Below are 12,547 nucleotides of genomic sequence, written 5' to 3'. Positions count from 1 at the left end.
CTGTAGGAGCCGGCTTGCCGGCGAAAAACCTGAGAACAACGCGGGGTGCCAGGCACCCCGCGTGATCATTGAAGATTTTCGCCGGCAAGCCGGCTCCTACAAAAAAGCTCACATTTACGAACCGTCCTACCGTCCCTCGTTTGTCCTTTCGTAACCTCGCTGTGCCAGACTGCATCCGTTATCACACTGAGCTAACGGAGGATCTCCATGACGATTCGTGCAGTAGTTTTTGATTTCGGCGGTGTCCTGTTTGATTGGAGCCCGCAGCACCTGTATCGCAAACTGATTACCGGTGACGAGGAGCGGCAATGGTTCCTCGACAACATCTGCACCCAGGCCTGGAATACTGAACAGGATGCTGGGCGCACCCTGGCCGAGGCCACCCGCACCCTGATCGCCAAACACCCGCAACATGAGGCCTTGATTCGGGCCTACTACGAGCGCTGGCATGAAATGCTGCGCGGCCCGCTCGCAGATGGCGTGGCGATTCTTGAAGACCTGCATGAAGCCAAAGTGCCGCTATTCGGCCTGACCAACTGGTCGGCTGAAACCTTCCCCTATGCCCGCGCCAACTATCCCTTCTTGAAGTACTTTCGCAATATCGTGGTGTCCGGCGAGGTCAAGCTGATCAAGCCTGACCCGGCGATCTACCGCGCGAGCCTCGATCAGGTGCGTGCTGATTTGCCGGACATCGAGCCTGAGCAAGTGGTGTTTATCGACGATGTGGCCGAAAACGCCAATGCCGCCAGTGCCTTGGGCTGGCGTGGCATTCATCACGTATCACCCGAGCAGACCCGCCGCCAACTGCAGGCCCTGGGGCTGAGTTTCTAGCGCGCCCATTGTTCGATCACGAAGTCGACAAAGGCCCGCAGCTTGGGCAGGCGATAGCGGTCCTGCGCATAGAGAAGATGCATCGAGCGCGAAGGTGACTGATAGCCTGGCAGCAGCGCCACCAGCCTGCCCGCCAGCAGATCGGCGCCGACCAGGGCGTCGGGCAGCATCACGATGCCCATGCCTTCGACGGCGGCACGATGCAGGGCCTGGGAACTGTTGATGGTCATGGGGCCGGACACGGCGACTTCAACTTCACCCTCGGGGCCCCGCAGGCGCCAGAGTTTGTCGGCGTTGCGCCAGTCATCGGTCGAAGGGTAGGCAAACGCGAGGCAGTCATGGTCCTGCAAATCCATGGGCTGCTGGGGCGTACCCCGGCGCGCCAGGTATTGCGGCGAGGCGCACAGGGTCATGGTGTAGTCCTGCAACGGCCGGGCGATCAGGCTGGAAGGTTGCAGCTCACCCAGGCGGATTGCCACGTCGAAGCCGCTGTCGATCAGGTCCATGGCTTGATTGCTCAGCACCACGTACAGCTGGATCTGTGGATAGCGCCGGGAAAACTCACTGAGCGCCGGTGCCAGGCGCTCGGCACCAAACGCCGGCGGGGCGGTGATGCGCAGCAGCCCGTGTGGCGCCTCGGTATGGATTTGCTCAGCCAACTGCTCGGAGTTGGCCACCAGCCCCAGCACCTCCAGGCAGCGCTGGTAATACAGGCCACCGAACTCGGTCAGGCTTTGCTTGCGGGTGGTGCGCTTGAGCAGGCTGACGCCGAGGCGCTGTTCCAGGGCGCGCAGGTGATTGCCGACCATGGTGGTCGACAGTCCACAGGCCTGGGCTGCCGCAGTCATGCTGCCGGCCTCCACCACTTTGACGTAGACGGTCATTGCCTGGAACAGATCCATTATCAACCCTTGATTCAAAGTCATTGCATATATGTGCAGTTTATCCAGCTTGAGTGGCTAACGATACTAAGGCCCTGACCCCGATGGAGCCCTATGCCATGACCGCCGCTTGCCTGATGACCACCTATCAACCCCTGGCCCTGAGTTTTACCCGTGGCCTGGGCACACGCCTGTGGGACCAGCAAGGCCGTGAGTACCTCGACGCCGTGGCCGGGGTGGCCGTGACCAATGTCGGTCACTCCCACCCACGGCTGGTGACGGCAATCAGCGAGCAGGCCGGGTTGCTGTTGCATACTTCCAACTTGTACGGCATTGACTGGCAGCAGCGCCTGGCGCAACGGCTGACCCAGTTGTCGGGCCTGGATCAGGCGTTCTTCAACAACTCCGGCGCCGAAGCCAATGAAACAGCGTTGAAACTGGCGCGCCTGCATGGCTGGAAAAAGGGCATAGAGCAGCCGCTGGTGGTGGTCATGGAGAATGCCTTCCACGGCCGTACCCTAGGCACCATGGCCGCCAGTGATGGGCCATCAGTGCGCCTGGGGTTTCAGCGTTTGCCGGGGGATTTCATCAAGATTGGCTTTGGTGACCTGGCGGCATTGGAGGCGCTGACCCGTGAGTTCGGCCCCAGGGTCGTCGCGGTGTTGCTGGAGCCGATCCAGGGTGAAAGTGGCGTGCAACTCGCCCCGCCGGGCTATCTGAAAGCCTTGCGTGCGCACTGTAGCCAGCACGGTTGGTTATTGATGCTCGATGAGATCCAGACCGGCGTTGGCCGTACCGGCACCTGGTTTGCCTTCCAGCAGGAGGGCATTGTCCCGGACGTCATGACCCTGGCCAAGGGGCTGGGCAACGGTATCCCGATTGGCGCCTGCCTGGCGCGTGCCCCGGTAGCCAAGCTCTTCACCCCCGGCAGCCATGGCAGCACCTTTGGCGGTAACCCACTGGCGTGCCGTGTGGGTTGTACGGTGCTGGATATCATTGAGGAGCAAGGCCTGCTGGAGAACGCCGCGCGTCAAGGCGAGCGGCTGCTGGCGCGGCTGCGGGTGGAATTGAGCGAGCACCCGCAAGTGCTGGCGATCCGTGGGCGCGGTTTGATGATCGGCATTGAACTGGCCACGCCGCAGCGCGACCTGGCCGAGCGGGCCGCACGGGAGCAGGGTTTGTTGCTCAATGTCACGCGGGGCAAGGTCATTCGCCTGCTGCCGCCCCTGACCCTGGATAGCAAGGAAGTGGAGATGATCGTGCGGGGCATCGCGCGGTTACTGTAAACCTGGCCCGTTCAGCCACTCCTGGTTCATCGTTTCGCTATCCCCCAGGTATTCCAGCAGCCAGGTCATGGCCGGGGACAGTTTGTTCTGCGCCCAGGCCACGCAGGACGGGCTGGCCGGGAAGGGCCGGGACAGTTGCAGGGCGGCCAGTTCGCCGCTGTCGATCAGCGGTTGCACCAGGTGCGCCGGAACCATGCCGACGCACAGCCCGTCCTGCAGGCAATCCATGGCCGATGCCCAGTTGGGGACTACCAGGCGTCGCTGGTTGTCCAGGGTCCAGGTATCGCGCTTGGGCAGGTTGCGCGAGGTGTCGGTCATACACAGTGATGCAAAGGGCCGCAGTTGATCGTCACTGAGTAAACCCTCGACCTGCGCCAGCGGATGCCGGGCGCTGACCACGCACAGCCAGTTCAACAGCCCCATGTCGCGAAACGTAAAGTGGCTGGCCACCGGCACCGCGCTGGTGGCGCCGATCACGATGTCGGTGCGCTCGTCAGCCAGGGCGTCCCACACCCCGTTGTACACCTCGTATTCCAGCAACAATTCCACTTCCGGGAACTGGCGATAGAAATCCAGTACCAGTTGCCGGCACCGCTGCTGCTTGACGATGGAATCCACCGCCACTTTCAACTGGCCGCTCCAGCCATTGGCCACCTGCTGGCACAGACGGCGGGTACCGAGCATGGTTTTCATCACGCCGCGGGCTTCGTCGATAAACAGGCGGCCGGCAGGTGTCAGTTCCACATCACGGTGGCGGCGGATAAACAACGGCACCGCCAACCATTCCTCGATTTGTCGTACTGTGTAACTGATGGCCGAGGGTACGCGGTGCAGTTCCTGGGCGGCGGCGCTGAAGCTGCCGTGACGCGCCACCGCATCCACCACATCCAGGGAGTATTCGGACCACATGGGTTCTGCCTTCAAAAATATTGATAAGAGTGTCCAATTATTATCGCTTCACAGGGCGGCTGTCAGCTTCATAATAGGCGCCAGTCAGCAAATTGTTTGATGGCAGGACCTACAAGGCTTCAATGAAAAACTCTTTTGGTTTCACCTGGTACCTGGCGGGGCTGAGCATGCTCGGCTACCTGGCCATGGATATGTATTTGCCCGCGTTCGGCGCCATGGGCGAACACCTGCAGATTTCACCCGGTGCGGTGGGCGCCAGTCTGAGCATCTTCCTCGCCGGTTTTGCCGTGGGGCAACTGCTCTGGGGGCCGCTGTCTGACCGCCTGGGGCGCAAGCCAATCCTGCTGGCCGGCCTGAGTCTGTTTGTGCTCGGCTGCCTGGGGATGTTCTGGGTCGAGACCGCGCCGCAACTGCTGGCGTTGCGGTTTGTGCAGTCGATCGGGGTGTGCAGCGCCGCTGTCAGTTGGCAGGCGCTGGTGATTGACCGTTACCCGGCCGACAAGGCGCATCGGGTGTTTGCCAGCATCATGCCGCTGATGTCCCTGTCACCGGCGCTGGCGCCGCTGTTGGGCGCGGTGGTGTTGAATCACTGGGGCTGGCAGGCGATCTTCGCCGTGTTGCTGGGCGTCTCGCTGTTATTGCTGGTGCCAACGTTGTTGCTCAAATCCATGCCCAAACGCCTGGCTGGCGACGGCGAAAAAGTCCGGTTGGGCTACGGGCAACTGTTCAAGTCGCGGGTGTTCACCGGCAACGTGATGATCTTTGCCGCATGCTCCGCCAGTTTCTTCGCCTGGCTGACCGCATCGCCGTTTATTCTTGGTGGCATGGGTTACAGCCCCAATGACATTGGCCTGAGCTATGTCCTGCCGACCCTGGCGTTTCTGGTGGGTGGCTACAGTTGCCGCAGTGCCTTGCAACGGTTCCAGGGCAAAGTCCTGTTGCCCTGGTTGCTGGTGGCGTACTGCATCAGCATGGTGGCGCTGTATCTGGTGGCGACCCTGACGGTGCCGACACTGACCACCTTGCTGATTCCGTTCTGCCTGATGGCCCTGGTCAACGGCGCCAGCTACCCGATTGTGGTGGCGAATGCGCTGATGCCTTTTTCGGAAAACTCCGGCAAGGCTGCCGCGCTGCAAAACACCCTGCAACTGGGCTTGTGCTTTGTCGCCAGCCTGCTGGTGTCGTCGCTGATCGAGGAACCCTTGCAGATCACCGCAATCGTGATGCTGGCGACCGCGCCGCTGGCGGTGCTGGGGTATTGGCTGGCGCGGCCCAAGTCGGATGAGTCGGAGCTGGCGGCGGCTTAAAACGTCACTTCCATGTTCACGGTTGGTGTCGAGGTGCGGCTACCACGGCCGCCATCCACACCGAACTTGTTATGCCAGTATTCGTAGCCCACGCCCAGGTACAGGTTGGGCTTGACGCTTTTGCCTGGCCGTACCGCGACCATCAGCGCGGTGCGCATCAGGGTCTCGGCCGCAGTGTCGCGACTGTTGTAGTCGTGGCCCTTGTCCCCGACATGGTTGATGAACCCCTGGAATTTTGCGCCATGGTTGCCGATCTCGAACGGGCGCATCCAGGTCAGGTTGAGCATGTAGGTGTCGTCGAAGGTGTGGTTCGGATCCTTCGCCCCGGGGATTCCGGAATGGTTGTTTTCCTTGTAGTACATCAGGCTCAGGTCCAGCACCCCGACCGTGTTGAACTTCAGGGTCGGCCCGATCACCAGGGCGCGCTTTTTCGCCGAGGCCAGGTTGTTGTTGCGGTTGGCGTCGAACCCCAGGGTCAGCGCGTAATCCTTGATCAGCCCCGTGCCCAGCGGCTGGTCAAATATCCGTGACGCATACAGCTGGTGCCGATAGACCGCATACACTTCACTGCCGCCGTGATCGGTGCCCTTGCGCGGGTCGCGGCTGTCGGACAGGAACACGTCGAGGTTGAGGAAGTTACTGCCGTACTGGTAGCCGCTGGCGTGGGTGAAGCTGTAGATGCGTTTGCTGAAGTCGTCGGGGTTGTTCGGATTGGTGAACTGTTGCCCGTAGCGAAATCCTACGCTGTTGTTCATCCACTCCACCGCGACAGCCTCCCCGCCGCCGAGGAGGGTGAATAATACGGTTGCGCCGTGCAGTGCCTTTTTCATTGTTTTAATTCCTTTGGCGTTTTGGCTCTTGGCAGCCGTGCAAGGGCTGCCGGGCGCAGTATCGGCACAACCTCGGTGACGCTCAAAGAACAGAATGTCGACTGGGCCGCTGCCGAATCGGCAGCACTGAAGTTGGCCAAAAGGTCAGGAAATGCGTGGTGTACAGGGTAATTCCTCGCGTTCACGCAAAGCGATTTCCTCGCTGATCAGGTGGGCCATCGACTCGACTGCCGTAGGCAAATCCCGACCCTTGCGCGCATACAGCCCCAGGTCGCTGAACATTCCGCCCTGATCACTCAGGGGGATATGCAGCAACTCACCCCTGGCCAAATCGGCCTCGATCCCGATCCGCGTCTGGAACGCCACCCCCAACTGCTGACGCGCCAACTGCCGCGCCAGTTCCATGGAGTTGCTTTGCAGCAACGGCTTGTGCGCAGCCGGCGAACGCTTGTGCAGCGGGGCGATCAAGTGGTGGATCGACAGCTCGCTGTTGGCCTGGATCACCCCGTGTTCAGCGCACAGGGTGTAGCTGACGCTGGCGTGGGAGGCCAGTGGGTGACCCGGAGCCACCAACGCACCAAGGCGGAAATGGCCGACACACAGTTGCGTGGTTTCTGCGCTGCGCGGCAGGGCAAAAGCCAGCCCCAGGTCCGCCTGGCCGTTGATCACCGCTGCCGGAATCGATTGTGAACCCTGCACGGTCACACCGATGGTCACCGCCGGATAGCGCTGGCGCATGCGCTTGAGCACGGCCGGCAACAACTCCACCGTGGCGCCTTCCACCGTGGCGATTTCCACATGCCCGGTCTGCACTTGGTTCAATCCTTCCAGTTCGCCGCGTACCCGTTCCACATCCTGCAGCACCAGGGTCACATGGCGGGTCAGGATTTCCCCGGCAGCGGTCAGGCGCAGCCCGCCGGGCAGGCGTTCGAACAGAGGCGCGCCGACTTCGTCTTCAAGCTTGAGAATTTGCCGGTTCACTGCGGACGATGCCACGTTCAGCCGGCGCGCGGCTTCGCGGATCGAATGGCAGCGACGGACCATATCGAAGTAGCAAATGGCCGCAGAGTGGATGCGCAGCGTGCGGTTGAGCATTTTTTTCAGGTCCTTGTGGGCACGGCTTCAAGCCTTGGGGCAGGGCGGCTGAATGGATTTTTGTAACGTCGATGGCAGGTATCTTGTGGAAATGATTGTATACAACTCTATGGACATCCAATCTTTCTATTGCATACAGTGAGCGCACAACAAAAACAGAGATCCCCTCACCATGACTATCCCGAAGGCGTCACCGCAACGGCCAGAAGATGAGAATCTTGGCGTCGCTGCCAACATGGCTTACGGCCTGCAGCATGTACTGACTATGTACGGCGGCATCGTCGCCGTGCCGTTGATCGTTGGCCAGGCGGCCGGGTTATCTCCAGCCGATATTGGCCTGTTGATCGCGGCGTCGTTGTTTGCCGGTGGCCTGGCCACGTTGTTGCAAACCCTGGGCCTGCCGTTTTTTGGCTGCCAGTTGCCGCTGGTGCAAGGGGTGTCGTTTGCCGGCGTGGCGACCATGGTGGCGATTGTCGGCAGCGATGGTGCGGGCGGTGTGCCGGCGATCCTTGGCGCGGTGATGGCCGCGTCGTTGATCGGGTTGCTGATCACCCCGATCTTTTCGCGAATTACCAAGTTTTTCCCGCCCCTGGTGACCGGGATCGTGATTACCACCATCGGCCTGACGCTGATGCCGGTCGCCGCCCGTTGGGCCATGGGCGGCAACAGCCGTGCCGCGGATTTCGGCAGCATGCCGAACATTGGCCTGGCGGCCATCACCCTGGTGCTGGTGCTGTTGTTGAGCAAGGTGGGCAGCGCCACGATCTCGCGCCTGTCGATCCTGCTGGCGATGGTGTTTGGTACGCTGATCGCAGTGTTCCTGGGCATGGCGGACTTCTCTACCGTGGCCCAAGGCCCGATGATCGGTTTCCCCACGCCGTTCCATTTCGGCATGCCGACCTTCCATGTGGCCGCGATCCTTTCCATGTGCATCGTGGTCATGGTGACGCTGGTGGAAACCTCGGCGGATATCCTCGCGGTGGGCGAGATCATCGACACCAAGGTTGACTCCAAGCGCCTGGGCAACGGCCTGCGTGCGGACATGTTGTCGAGCATGTTCGCGCCGATCTTCGGCTCGTTTACGCAAAGCGCCTTCGCCCAGAACGTCGGCCTGGTGGCGGTGACCGGGGTCAAGAGTCGTTATGTGGTGGCCACGGGCGGCCTGTTCCTGGTGATCCTTGGTCTGTTGCCCTTTATGGGCCGGGTGATTGCGGCGGTACCGACCTCGGTACTGGGCGGCGCCGGGATCGTGTTGTTCGGCACCGTGGCGGCCAGTGGGATCCGTACGTTGTCCAAGGTCGATTACCGCAACAACATGAACCTGATCATCGTCGCCACCTCCATCGGTTTCGGCATGATCCCCATCGCCGCACCAAGTTTCTACGATCAGTTCCCCAGCTGGTTCGCCACCATTTTCCACTCGGGGATCAGCTCCTCGGCGATCATGGCGATCCTGCTGAACTTGGCGTTCAACCACTTCACCGCCGGTAACTCAGACCAGCAGTCGGTGTTCGTCGCCGGCACCGAGCGTAGCCTGTGCTTCCAGGATGTGGCGGCACTGCGGGATGGGGATTACTTCAGCAAAGGCAAATTGTTCGATGCCGACGGTAAGGAAATTCCGGTGGTGGCGAACTCGCAGCACAAAGCGACGGCGCCGGGCAGGGCTGAAACCAGCGAGGTTTAGCCCGAACACCACGCACTAAATGTGGGAGCGGGCTTGCTCGCGAAAGCGGTGGATCAGTCGGTACATCCGGCGACTGAAAAACGGCTTTCGCGAGCAAGTCGAATCGTCGCACCGCCGCTCCCACATTTGATATGTGTGGTTTCAACATCGGGGGTGACAGGCCTCATCCAAAAACTTCACCACTGTGCCCATGCAAGCCTGGCGCTCTTCGACATGGGGCATATGGCTGGAGTCTTCGAACAACGCCTCGCGCACATCGGCGATTTCATCGAGGAACACCTTGAATTCCAGTGGTATGACCTGGTTATGGCGCCCGCAAATCATCAGGGTCGGTACTCGGATCTGCGTTAGCTGGCCAATCCTGATCGGGCCGTGCAGGGCGTTGTACACCGTAGGATCGGCCGCCATCTGGGCGAAGGTGCGTGCCACTTCTTCGGGCCACGGGTTGATCCGGCACAGAGGCTGGTCATCGAAGCCGGCAGCCAGGTTGGCGGCGATAAGTGCGCACAGGCCCTTGGGTTGGCGAATCGCGTGTTCACTGCCGAGCCTGGCGCCCCAGGCGTGCCCGAGGATCGCGTAATGGTTGCTGATGCGCAGATGGTCGAGCAGGTTGTCCAGCTCTTCGAGAAACAGTTCAACCGTCCAGAAATCGGCGGGCTGGTGGGGCAGGTGGGTGGAATGGCCATTGCCCAGTTGGTCGTAATGAATCACCGCATGGCCACTGGCAGCTACGTCCTTGAAGGCGTCCAGATAGTCATGGGTACCGCCGGGGCCACCATGGAGGATGACCAAGGGGGGCTTGCCGCTGTCGAGGTTCCCGGTCACGCGATACCAGGTCTGGTAGCCGCGAAAGGCGGCGTAGCCCTGGTGGGTCTGTTCGATGAATTCCATTTCCGGCCCTGCCATCAGCAATTGGTCGGGTACACGATAGTTTGAACAAAGCGTTTAAGTAACTGGCAAAACGGCTAGGTTTTCCTGCTGACCCAGGTGGGAACCGGTAACCCGGCTCCCGCCCAGGTTTGGCTTATTGCTTCTGCGGATCAAACTGCTTGTCACGGATAAACAGCGCCGGGATCACCCCGCAGATAAAGTACGCCGCGCCCATCACCATAAAGCCCACGCCAATCGAGCCGTGGGACGCCAGGAAGCCAATGGCCGCCGGCGCTACTGCCGCGCCAACCCGGCCGATGTTGTAGGCGCCGCCCACGGCCGAGCCGCGGAATTTCGCTTCGAAGCTTTCGGTCATGTAGGTCGCATTCACGCCGTAGGGAATGCCGTACAGGAAGCCGAAGGCAATCAGCAGCCAGAGGATGTTGTCCGGGCTCTGGTACAGCACGATCACCGGCAGGAACACCGCCGTGCCGAGGGCACCGAAGGCAAACACCACACGCCGACCCAGGCGATCAGCCGCGAGGCCGGCGAGGATCTTGCCGAAAATCATCGCCGCGTAGGTACCGACCATGTAGCTGGTCATCGACTTGAAGTTCATCCCCAGTTCGCCTTCCAGGTAGGACGGCATCCAGTTGTTGACCCCGTAGTAGCCGAACTGCAGGAAGCCTGCGGTCAGCGCCCAGAGCAGGAACATGCGGCTGGCCCTGGGGTCGCTGAAGATCAGCTTGAACATGCCATCGGGCTTTTTCGCCGAAACGCGCTGGATGCCTTCGGCTTTTTCCCGCGCACGTTCGGCCTGGGCGTTGAGCCAGGCCTGGGGTTCTGGCACCAGGCGTTGCATCAGTACGGCGAGGATCACCGGGATGATCGCCACGTAGAACAGCCAGCGCCAGCCGTGGTCCGGCAGGATCCAGCCGGCCAGCAAGGTGGCGACGATGTAACCCACCGACCAGCCGGCCTGCAGGGTGCCGAGCACGGTGGTGCGGTAGCGGGTCGGTACGTATTCGGCCATCAGGGTATTGCACGCGACATACAGTGCGCCCAGCCCGAGGGAGGCGAAAAAGCGGGTGGCCGCGAACTGCCAGTAGCTGTGGGTCAGGCCGAGGATCGCGGTGCCTACCGAGAACAGCACGATGCTCCACACCACGGTCTTGACCCGGCCAAAGCGGTCACAGGCCCAGCCCCCATAAATCCCGCCGACCGCCATCCCGGCCAGGGTGAAACTGCCCAGGCTGCCAGCTTCGACACTGGTCAGGCCGAACTCGGCCTTCAGGCTGCTGAGGCTGTAGGAAAGTAGCATCAAGTCTGCGCCGTCGATCAAAAGACCGAGGAAGCAGAAGATGAAGACAATGATCCACAGGTTGTTTTTTGCGGGCGACAACGCCCCCGTCGATGTGGCGACTTCCATAGCGATACCTTGTTGTAGTTGTAGGGCACTGGTTATGGGTGCTGCATGAACAATGAATATCTACTGTGGGAGCGGGCTTGTGTGGGAGCGGGCTTGCCCGCGATAGCGGCGTGTCAGTCAACTTTAATATCGAATGATGCACCGTCATCGCGGGCAAGCCCGCTCCCACACAAGCCCGGTTCCCCCCAAAGGGTTGTGTGGGGTTTAGCGCTGGGCCTCGCGAATCATGTTGCGCGCGATCACCAACTGCTGGATCTGCGTGGTGCCTTCATACAGGCGGAACAGGCGCACATCGCGATAGAACCGCTCGATCGCGTATTCGCTCACATAGCCCGCGCCGCCGTGGATCTGTACGCAACGGTCAGCCACGCGACCGCACATTTCCGTGGCGAACATTTTTGCGCAGGAGGCTTCGGTGCCGATATTCAGGCCCTCGTCACGCTTGCGCGCGGCGTCCAGCACCATGCAGCGGGCCGCATAGATTTCAGCCTTGCTGTCGGCGAGCATGGCCTGGATCAACTGGAACTCGGCAATCGGCTGGCCGAATTGCTTGCGGTCGATGGCGTAGTGCAGGGCATCGTCGAGCATGCGCTCTGCTGCACCGACGCTGATAGCCGCGATATGCAGCCGACCCTTGTCGAGCACCTTCATCGCGGTCTTGAAGCCCACACCCTCGACGCCGCCAATCAGTTGCTCGGCAGGCACCCGTACATTGTCGAAAATCACGTCGCTGGTATGGGCGCCTTTCTGGCCCATCTTATGGTCGCGCTTGCCCAGGGACACGCCCGCCGTGTTGCGCTCGATGATAAATGCGCTGATGCCACCGGAGCCCTTGATGTGCGGGTTGGTGCGGGCCATCACCGTGAAAACCCCGGCGTGGGGCGCGTTGGTGATAAAGCGCTTGGTGCCATTGATCACGTAATGCTCGCCATCGCGCACGGCGGTGGTTTTCAGCGAGGCGGCGTCAGAGCCGGAATCCGGTTCGGTCAGACAGAACGAACTGAGCAACTCGCCGCTGGCAAGCTTGGGCAAGTAGTGTTGTTTCTGCGCCTCGGTGCCGTCCAGCAGAATGCCAATGGCGCCGATGCCATTGTTGGTGCCGAAGTAGGAGCGGAACGCCGGCGAGGTGCGACCCAGCTCGAAGGCAATGCTCACTTCTTCTTCCATGGTCGCGCCCAGGCCGCCATAGGCTTCGGGCAAGGTCAGGCCGAACAGGCCCATGTCCTGGAATTGCTGGACGATATCCGCCGGGATTTCATCAGTCTCGGCGACTTCGTTTTCCCGGGGTATCAGCGCTTCGTTGACGAACTGGCGAATGGAGTCCAGCAGCAGGTCAAGCGTTTGCGGGTCTCGGATCATGTACATTCCTCGGCGGCCCGTTCGGCGGGCCTGTTGTATTGAATCTGCCAAGGCCGTGCACCGATC

The 12,547-nt window shown here is 61.2% G+C and carries 11 protein-coding genes and 1 pseudogene; 4 read left to right on the top strand and 8 right to left on the bottom strand.

Annotated features, from left to right (window positions below; genetic code table 11):
- Position 1: 1 nt before the first annotated feature.
- Positions 2-112: pseudogene (locus BFQ03_RS30510) on the bottom strand (outer membrane lipoprotein carrier protein LolA); the annotation flags it as partial.
- A 95-nt stretch (positions 113-207) separates the two neighbouring features.
- Between BFQ03_RS30510 and BFQ03_RS04260 the strand changes: the two are divergent.
- Positions 208-831, top strand: a complete 624-nt coding sequence (locus BFQ03_RS04260; protein WP_032859323.1) for an HAD family hydrolase — start codon at positions 208-210, stop codon at positions 829-831.
- On the opposite strand, the gene BFQ03_RS04255 is transcribed toward BFQ03_RS04260, so the two are convergent.
- The gene (locus BFQ03_RS04255) at positions 828-1,733 is read right to left on the bottom strand and encodes a LysR family transcriptional regulator (protein ID WP_065942540.1); all 906 of its coding nucleotides are present in this window, start codon (positions 1,731-1,733) and stop codon (positions 828-830) included. The two genes, BFQ03_RS04260 and BFQ03_RS04255, sit on opposite strands and share 4 nt — an antisense overlap.
- Before the next feature lie 98 nt (positions 1,734-1,831).
- On the opposite strand from BFQ03_RS04255, the gene BFQ03_RS04250 reads away from it, so the two are divergent.
- Entirely contained in the window at positions 1,832-2,998 is a 1,167-nt protein-coding gene (locus tag BFQ03_RS04250; protein ID WP_065942539.1) for an aspartate aminotransferase family protein, read from the top strand.
- Here BFQ03_RS04250 and punR read toward each other — a convergent pair.
- The gene (gene punR, locus BFQ03_RS04245; RefSeq protein ID WP_032859329.1) at positions 2,990-3,907 is read right to left on the bottom strand and encodes a DNA-binding transcriptional activator PunR; all 918 of its coding nucleotides are present in this window, start codon (positions 3,905-3,907) and stop codon (positions 2,990-2,992) included. The two genes, BFQ03_RS04250 and punR, sit on opposite strands and share 9 nt — an antisense overlap.
- Before the next feature lie 122 nt (positions 3,908-4,029).
- Between punR and punC the strand changes: the two genes are divergently transcribed.
- Positions 4,030-5,214, top strand: a complete 1,185-nt coding sequence (punC, locus tag BFQ03_RS04240; RefSeq protein ID WP_065942538.1) for a purine nucleoside transporter PunC — start codon at positions 4,030-4,032, stop codon at positions 5,212-5,214.
- Here the strand turns inward: punC and BFQ03_RS04235 are convergent.
- Positions 5,211-6,044, bottom strand: coding sequence for a hypothetical protein (locus BFQ03_RS04235; RefSeq protein ID WP_032859335.1), 834 nt, complete (start codon positions 6,042-6,044; stop codon positions 5,211-5,213). The two genes, punC and BFQ03_RS04235, sit on opposite strands and share 4 nt — an antisense overlap.
- Positions 6,045-6,188: 144 nt before the next feature.
- Positions 6,189-7,139 (bottom strand): LysR family transcriptional regulator, encoded by a 951-nt coding sequence (locus BFQ03_RS04230; protein WP_065942537.1) that lies wholly within the window; start codon positions 7,137-7,139, stop codon positions 6,189-6,191.
- 172 nt (positions 7,140-7,311) lie between these two features.
- On the opposite strand from BFQ03_RS04230, the gene BFQ03_RS04225 reads away from it, so the two are divergent.
- Positions 7,312-8,823, top strand: a complete 1,512-nt coding sequence (locus BFQ03_RS04225; protein ID WP_065942536.1) for a nucleobase:cation symporter-2 family protein — start codon at positions 7,312-7,314, stop codon at positions 8,821-8,823.
- Between the two features lie 141 nt (positions 8,824-8,964).
- On the opposite strand, the gene BFQ03_RS04220 is transcribed toward BFQ03_RS04225, so the two are convergent.
- The 3 genes from BFQ03_RS04220 to BFQ03_RS04210 all read right to left on the bottom strand — a co-directional run bounded on the left by BFQ03_RS04220 (position 8,965) and on the right by BFQ03_RS04210 (position 12,481).
- Positions 8,965-9,714, bottom strand: coding sequence for an alpha/beta fold hydrolase (locus tag BFQ03_RS04220; RefSeq protein WP_065942535.1), 750 nt, complete (start codon positions 9,712-9,714; stop codon positions 8,965-8,967).
- 133 nt (positions 9,715-9,847) lie between these two features.
- Positions 9,848-11,122 (bottom strand): MFS transporter, encoded by a 1,275-nt coding sequence (locus BFQ03_RS04215; protein ID WP_032859347.1) that lies wholly within the window; start codon positions 11,120-11,122, stop codon positions 9,848-9,850.
- Positions 11,123-11,326: 204 nt separating this feature from the next.
- Entirely contained in the window at positions 11,327-12,481 is a 1,155-nt protein-coding gene (locus BFQ03_RS04210; RefSeq protein ID WP_065942534.1) for an acyl-CoA dehydrogenase family protein, read from the bottom strand.
- Positions 12,482-12,547 lie beyond the last annotated feature (66 nt).

This window comes from Pseudomonas sp. 25 R 14 (assembly GCF_900004755.1).
Classification (GTDB): domain Bacteria; phylum Pseudomonadota; class Gammaproteobacteria; order Pseudomonadales; family Pseudomonadaceae; genus Aquipseudomonas; species Aquipseudomonas brenneri.
This window is presented reverse-complemented; position numbering and strand designations above follow the sequence as displayed.

Coding starts and splice junctions, on each gene's coding strand:
- BFQ03_RS04260 (WP_032859323.1), top strand. CDS start 208: ATGACGATTCGTGCAGTAGTTTTTGATTTCGGCGGTGTCCTGTTTGAT.
- BFQ03_RS04255 (WP_065942540.1), bottom strand. CDS start 1,733: ATGGATCTGTTCCAGGCAATGACCGTCTACGTCAAAGTGGTGGAGGCC.
- BFQ03_RS04250 (WP_065942539.1), top strand. CDS start 1,832: ATGACCGCCGCTTGCCTGATGACCACCTATCAACCCCTGGCCCTGAGT.
- punR (WP_032859329.1), bottom strand. CDS start 3,907: ATGTGGTCCGAATACTCCCTGGATGTGGTGGATGCGGTGGCGCGTCAC.
- punC (WP_065942538.1), top strand. CDS start 4,030: ATGAAAAACTCTTTTGGTTTCACCTGGTACCTGGCGGGGCTGAGCATG.
- BFQ03_RS04235 (WP_032859335.1), bottom strand. CDS start 6,044: ATGAAAAAGGCACTGCACGGCGCAACCGTATTATTCACCCTCCTCGGC.
- BFQ03_RS04230 (WP_065942537.1), bottom strand. CDS start 7,139: ATGCTCAACCGCACGCTGCGCATCCACTCTGCGGCCATTTGCTACTTC.
- BFQ03_RS04225 (WP_065942536.1), top strand. CDS start 7,312: ATGACTATCCCGAAGGCGTCACCGCAACGGCCAGAAGATGAGAATCTT.
- BFQ03_RS04220 (WP_065942535.1), bottom strand. CDS start 9,714: ATGGAATTCATCGAACAGACCCACCAGGGCTACGCCGCCTTTCGCGGC.
- BFQ03_RS04215 (WP_032859347.1), bottom strand. CDS start 11,122: ATGGAAGTCGCCACATCGACGGGGGCGTTGTCGCCCGCAAAAAACAAC.
- BFQ03_RS04210 (WP_065942534.1), bottom strand. CDS start 12,481: ATGATCCGAGACCCGCAAACGCTTGACCTGCTGCTGGACTCCATTCGC.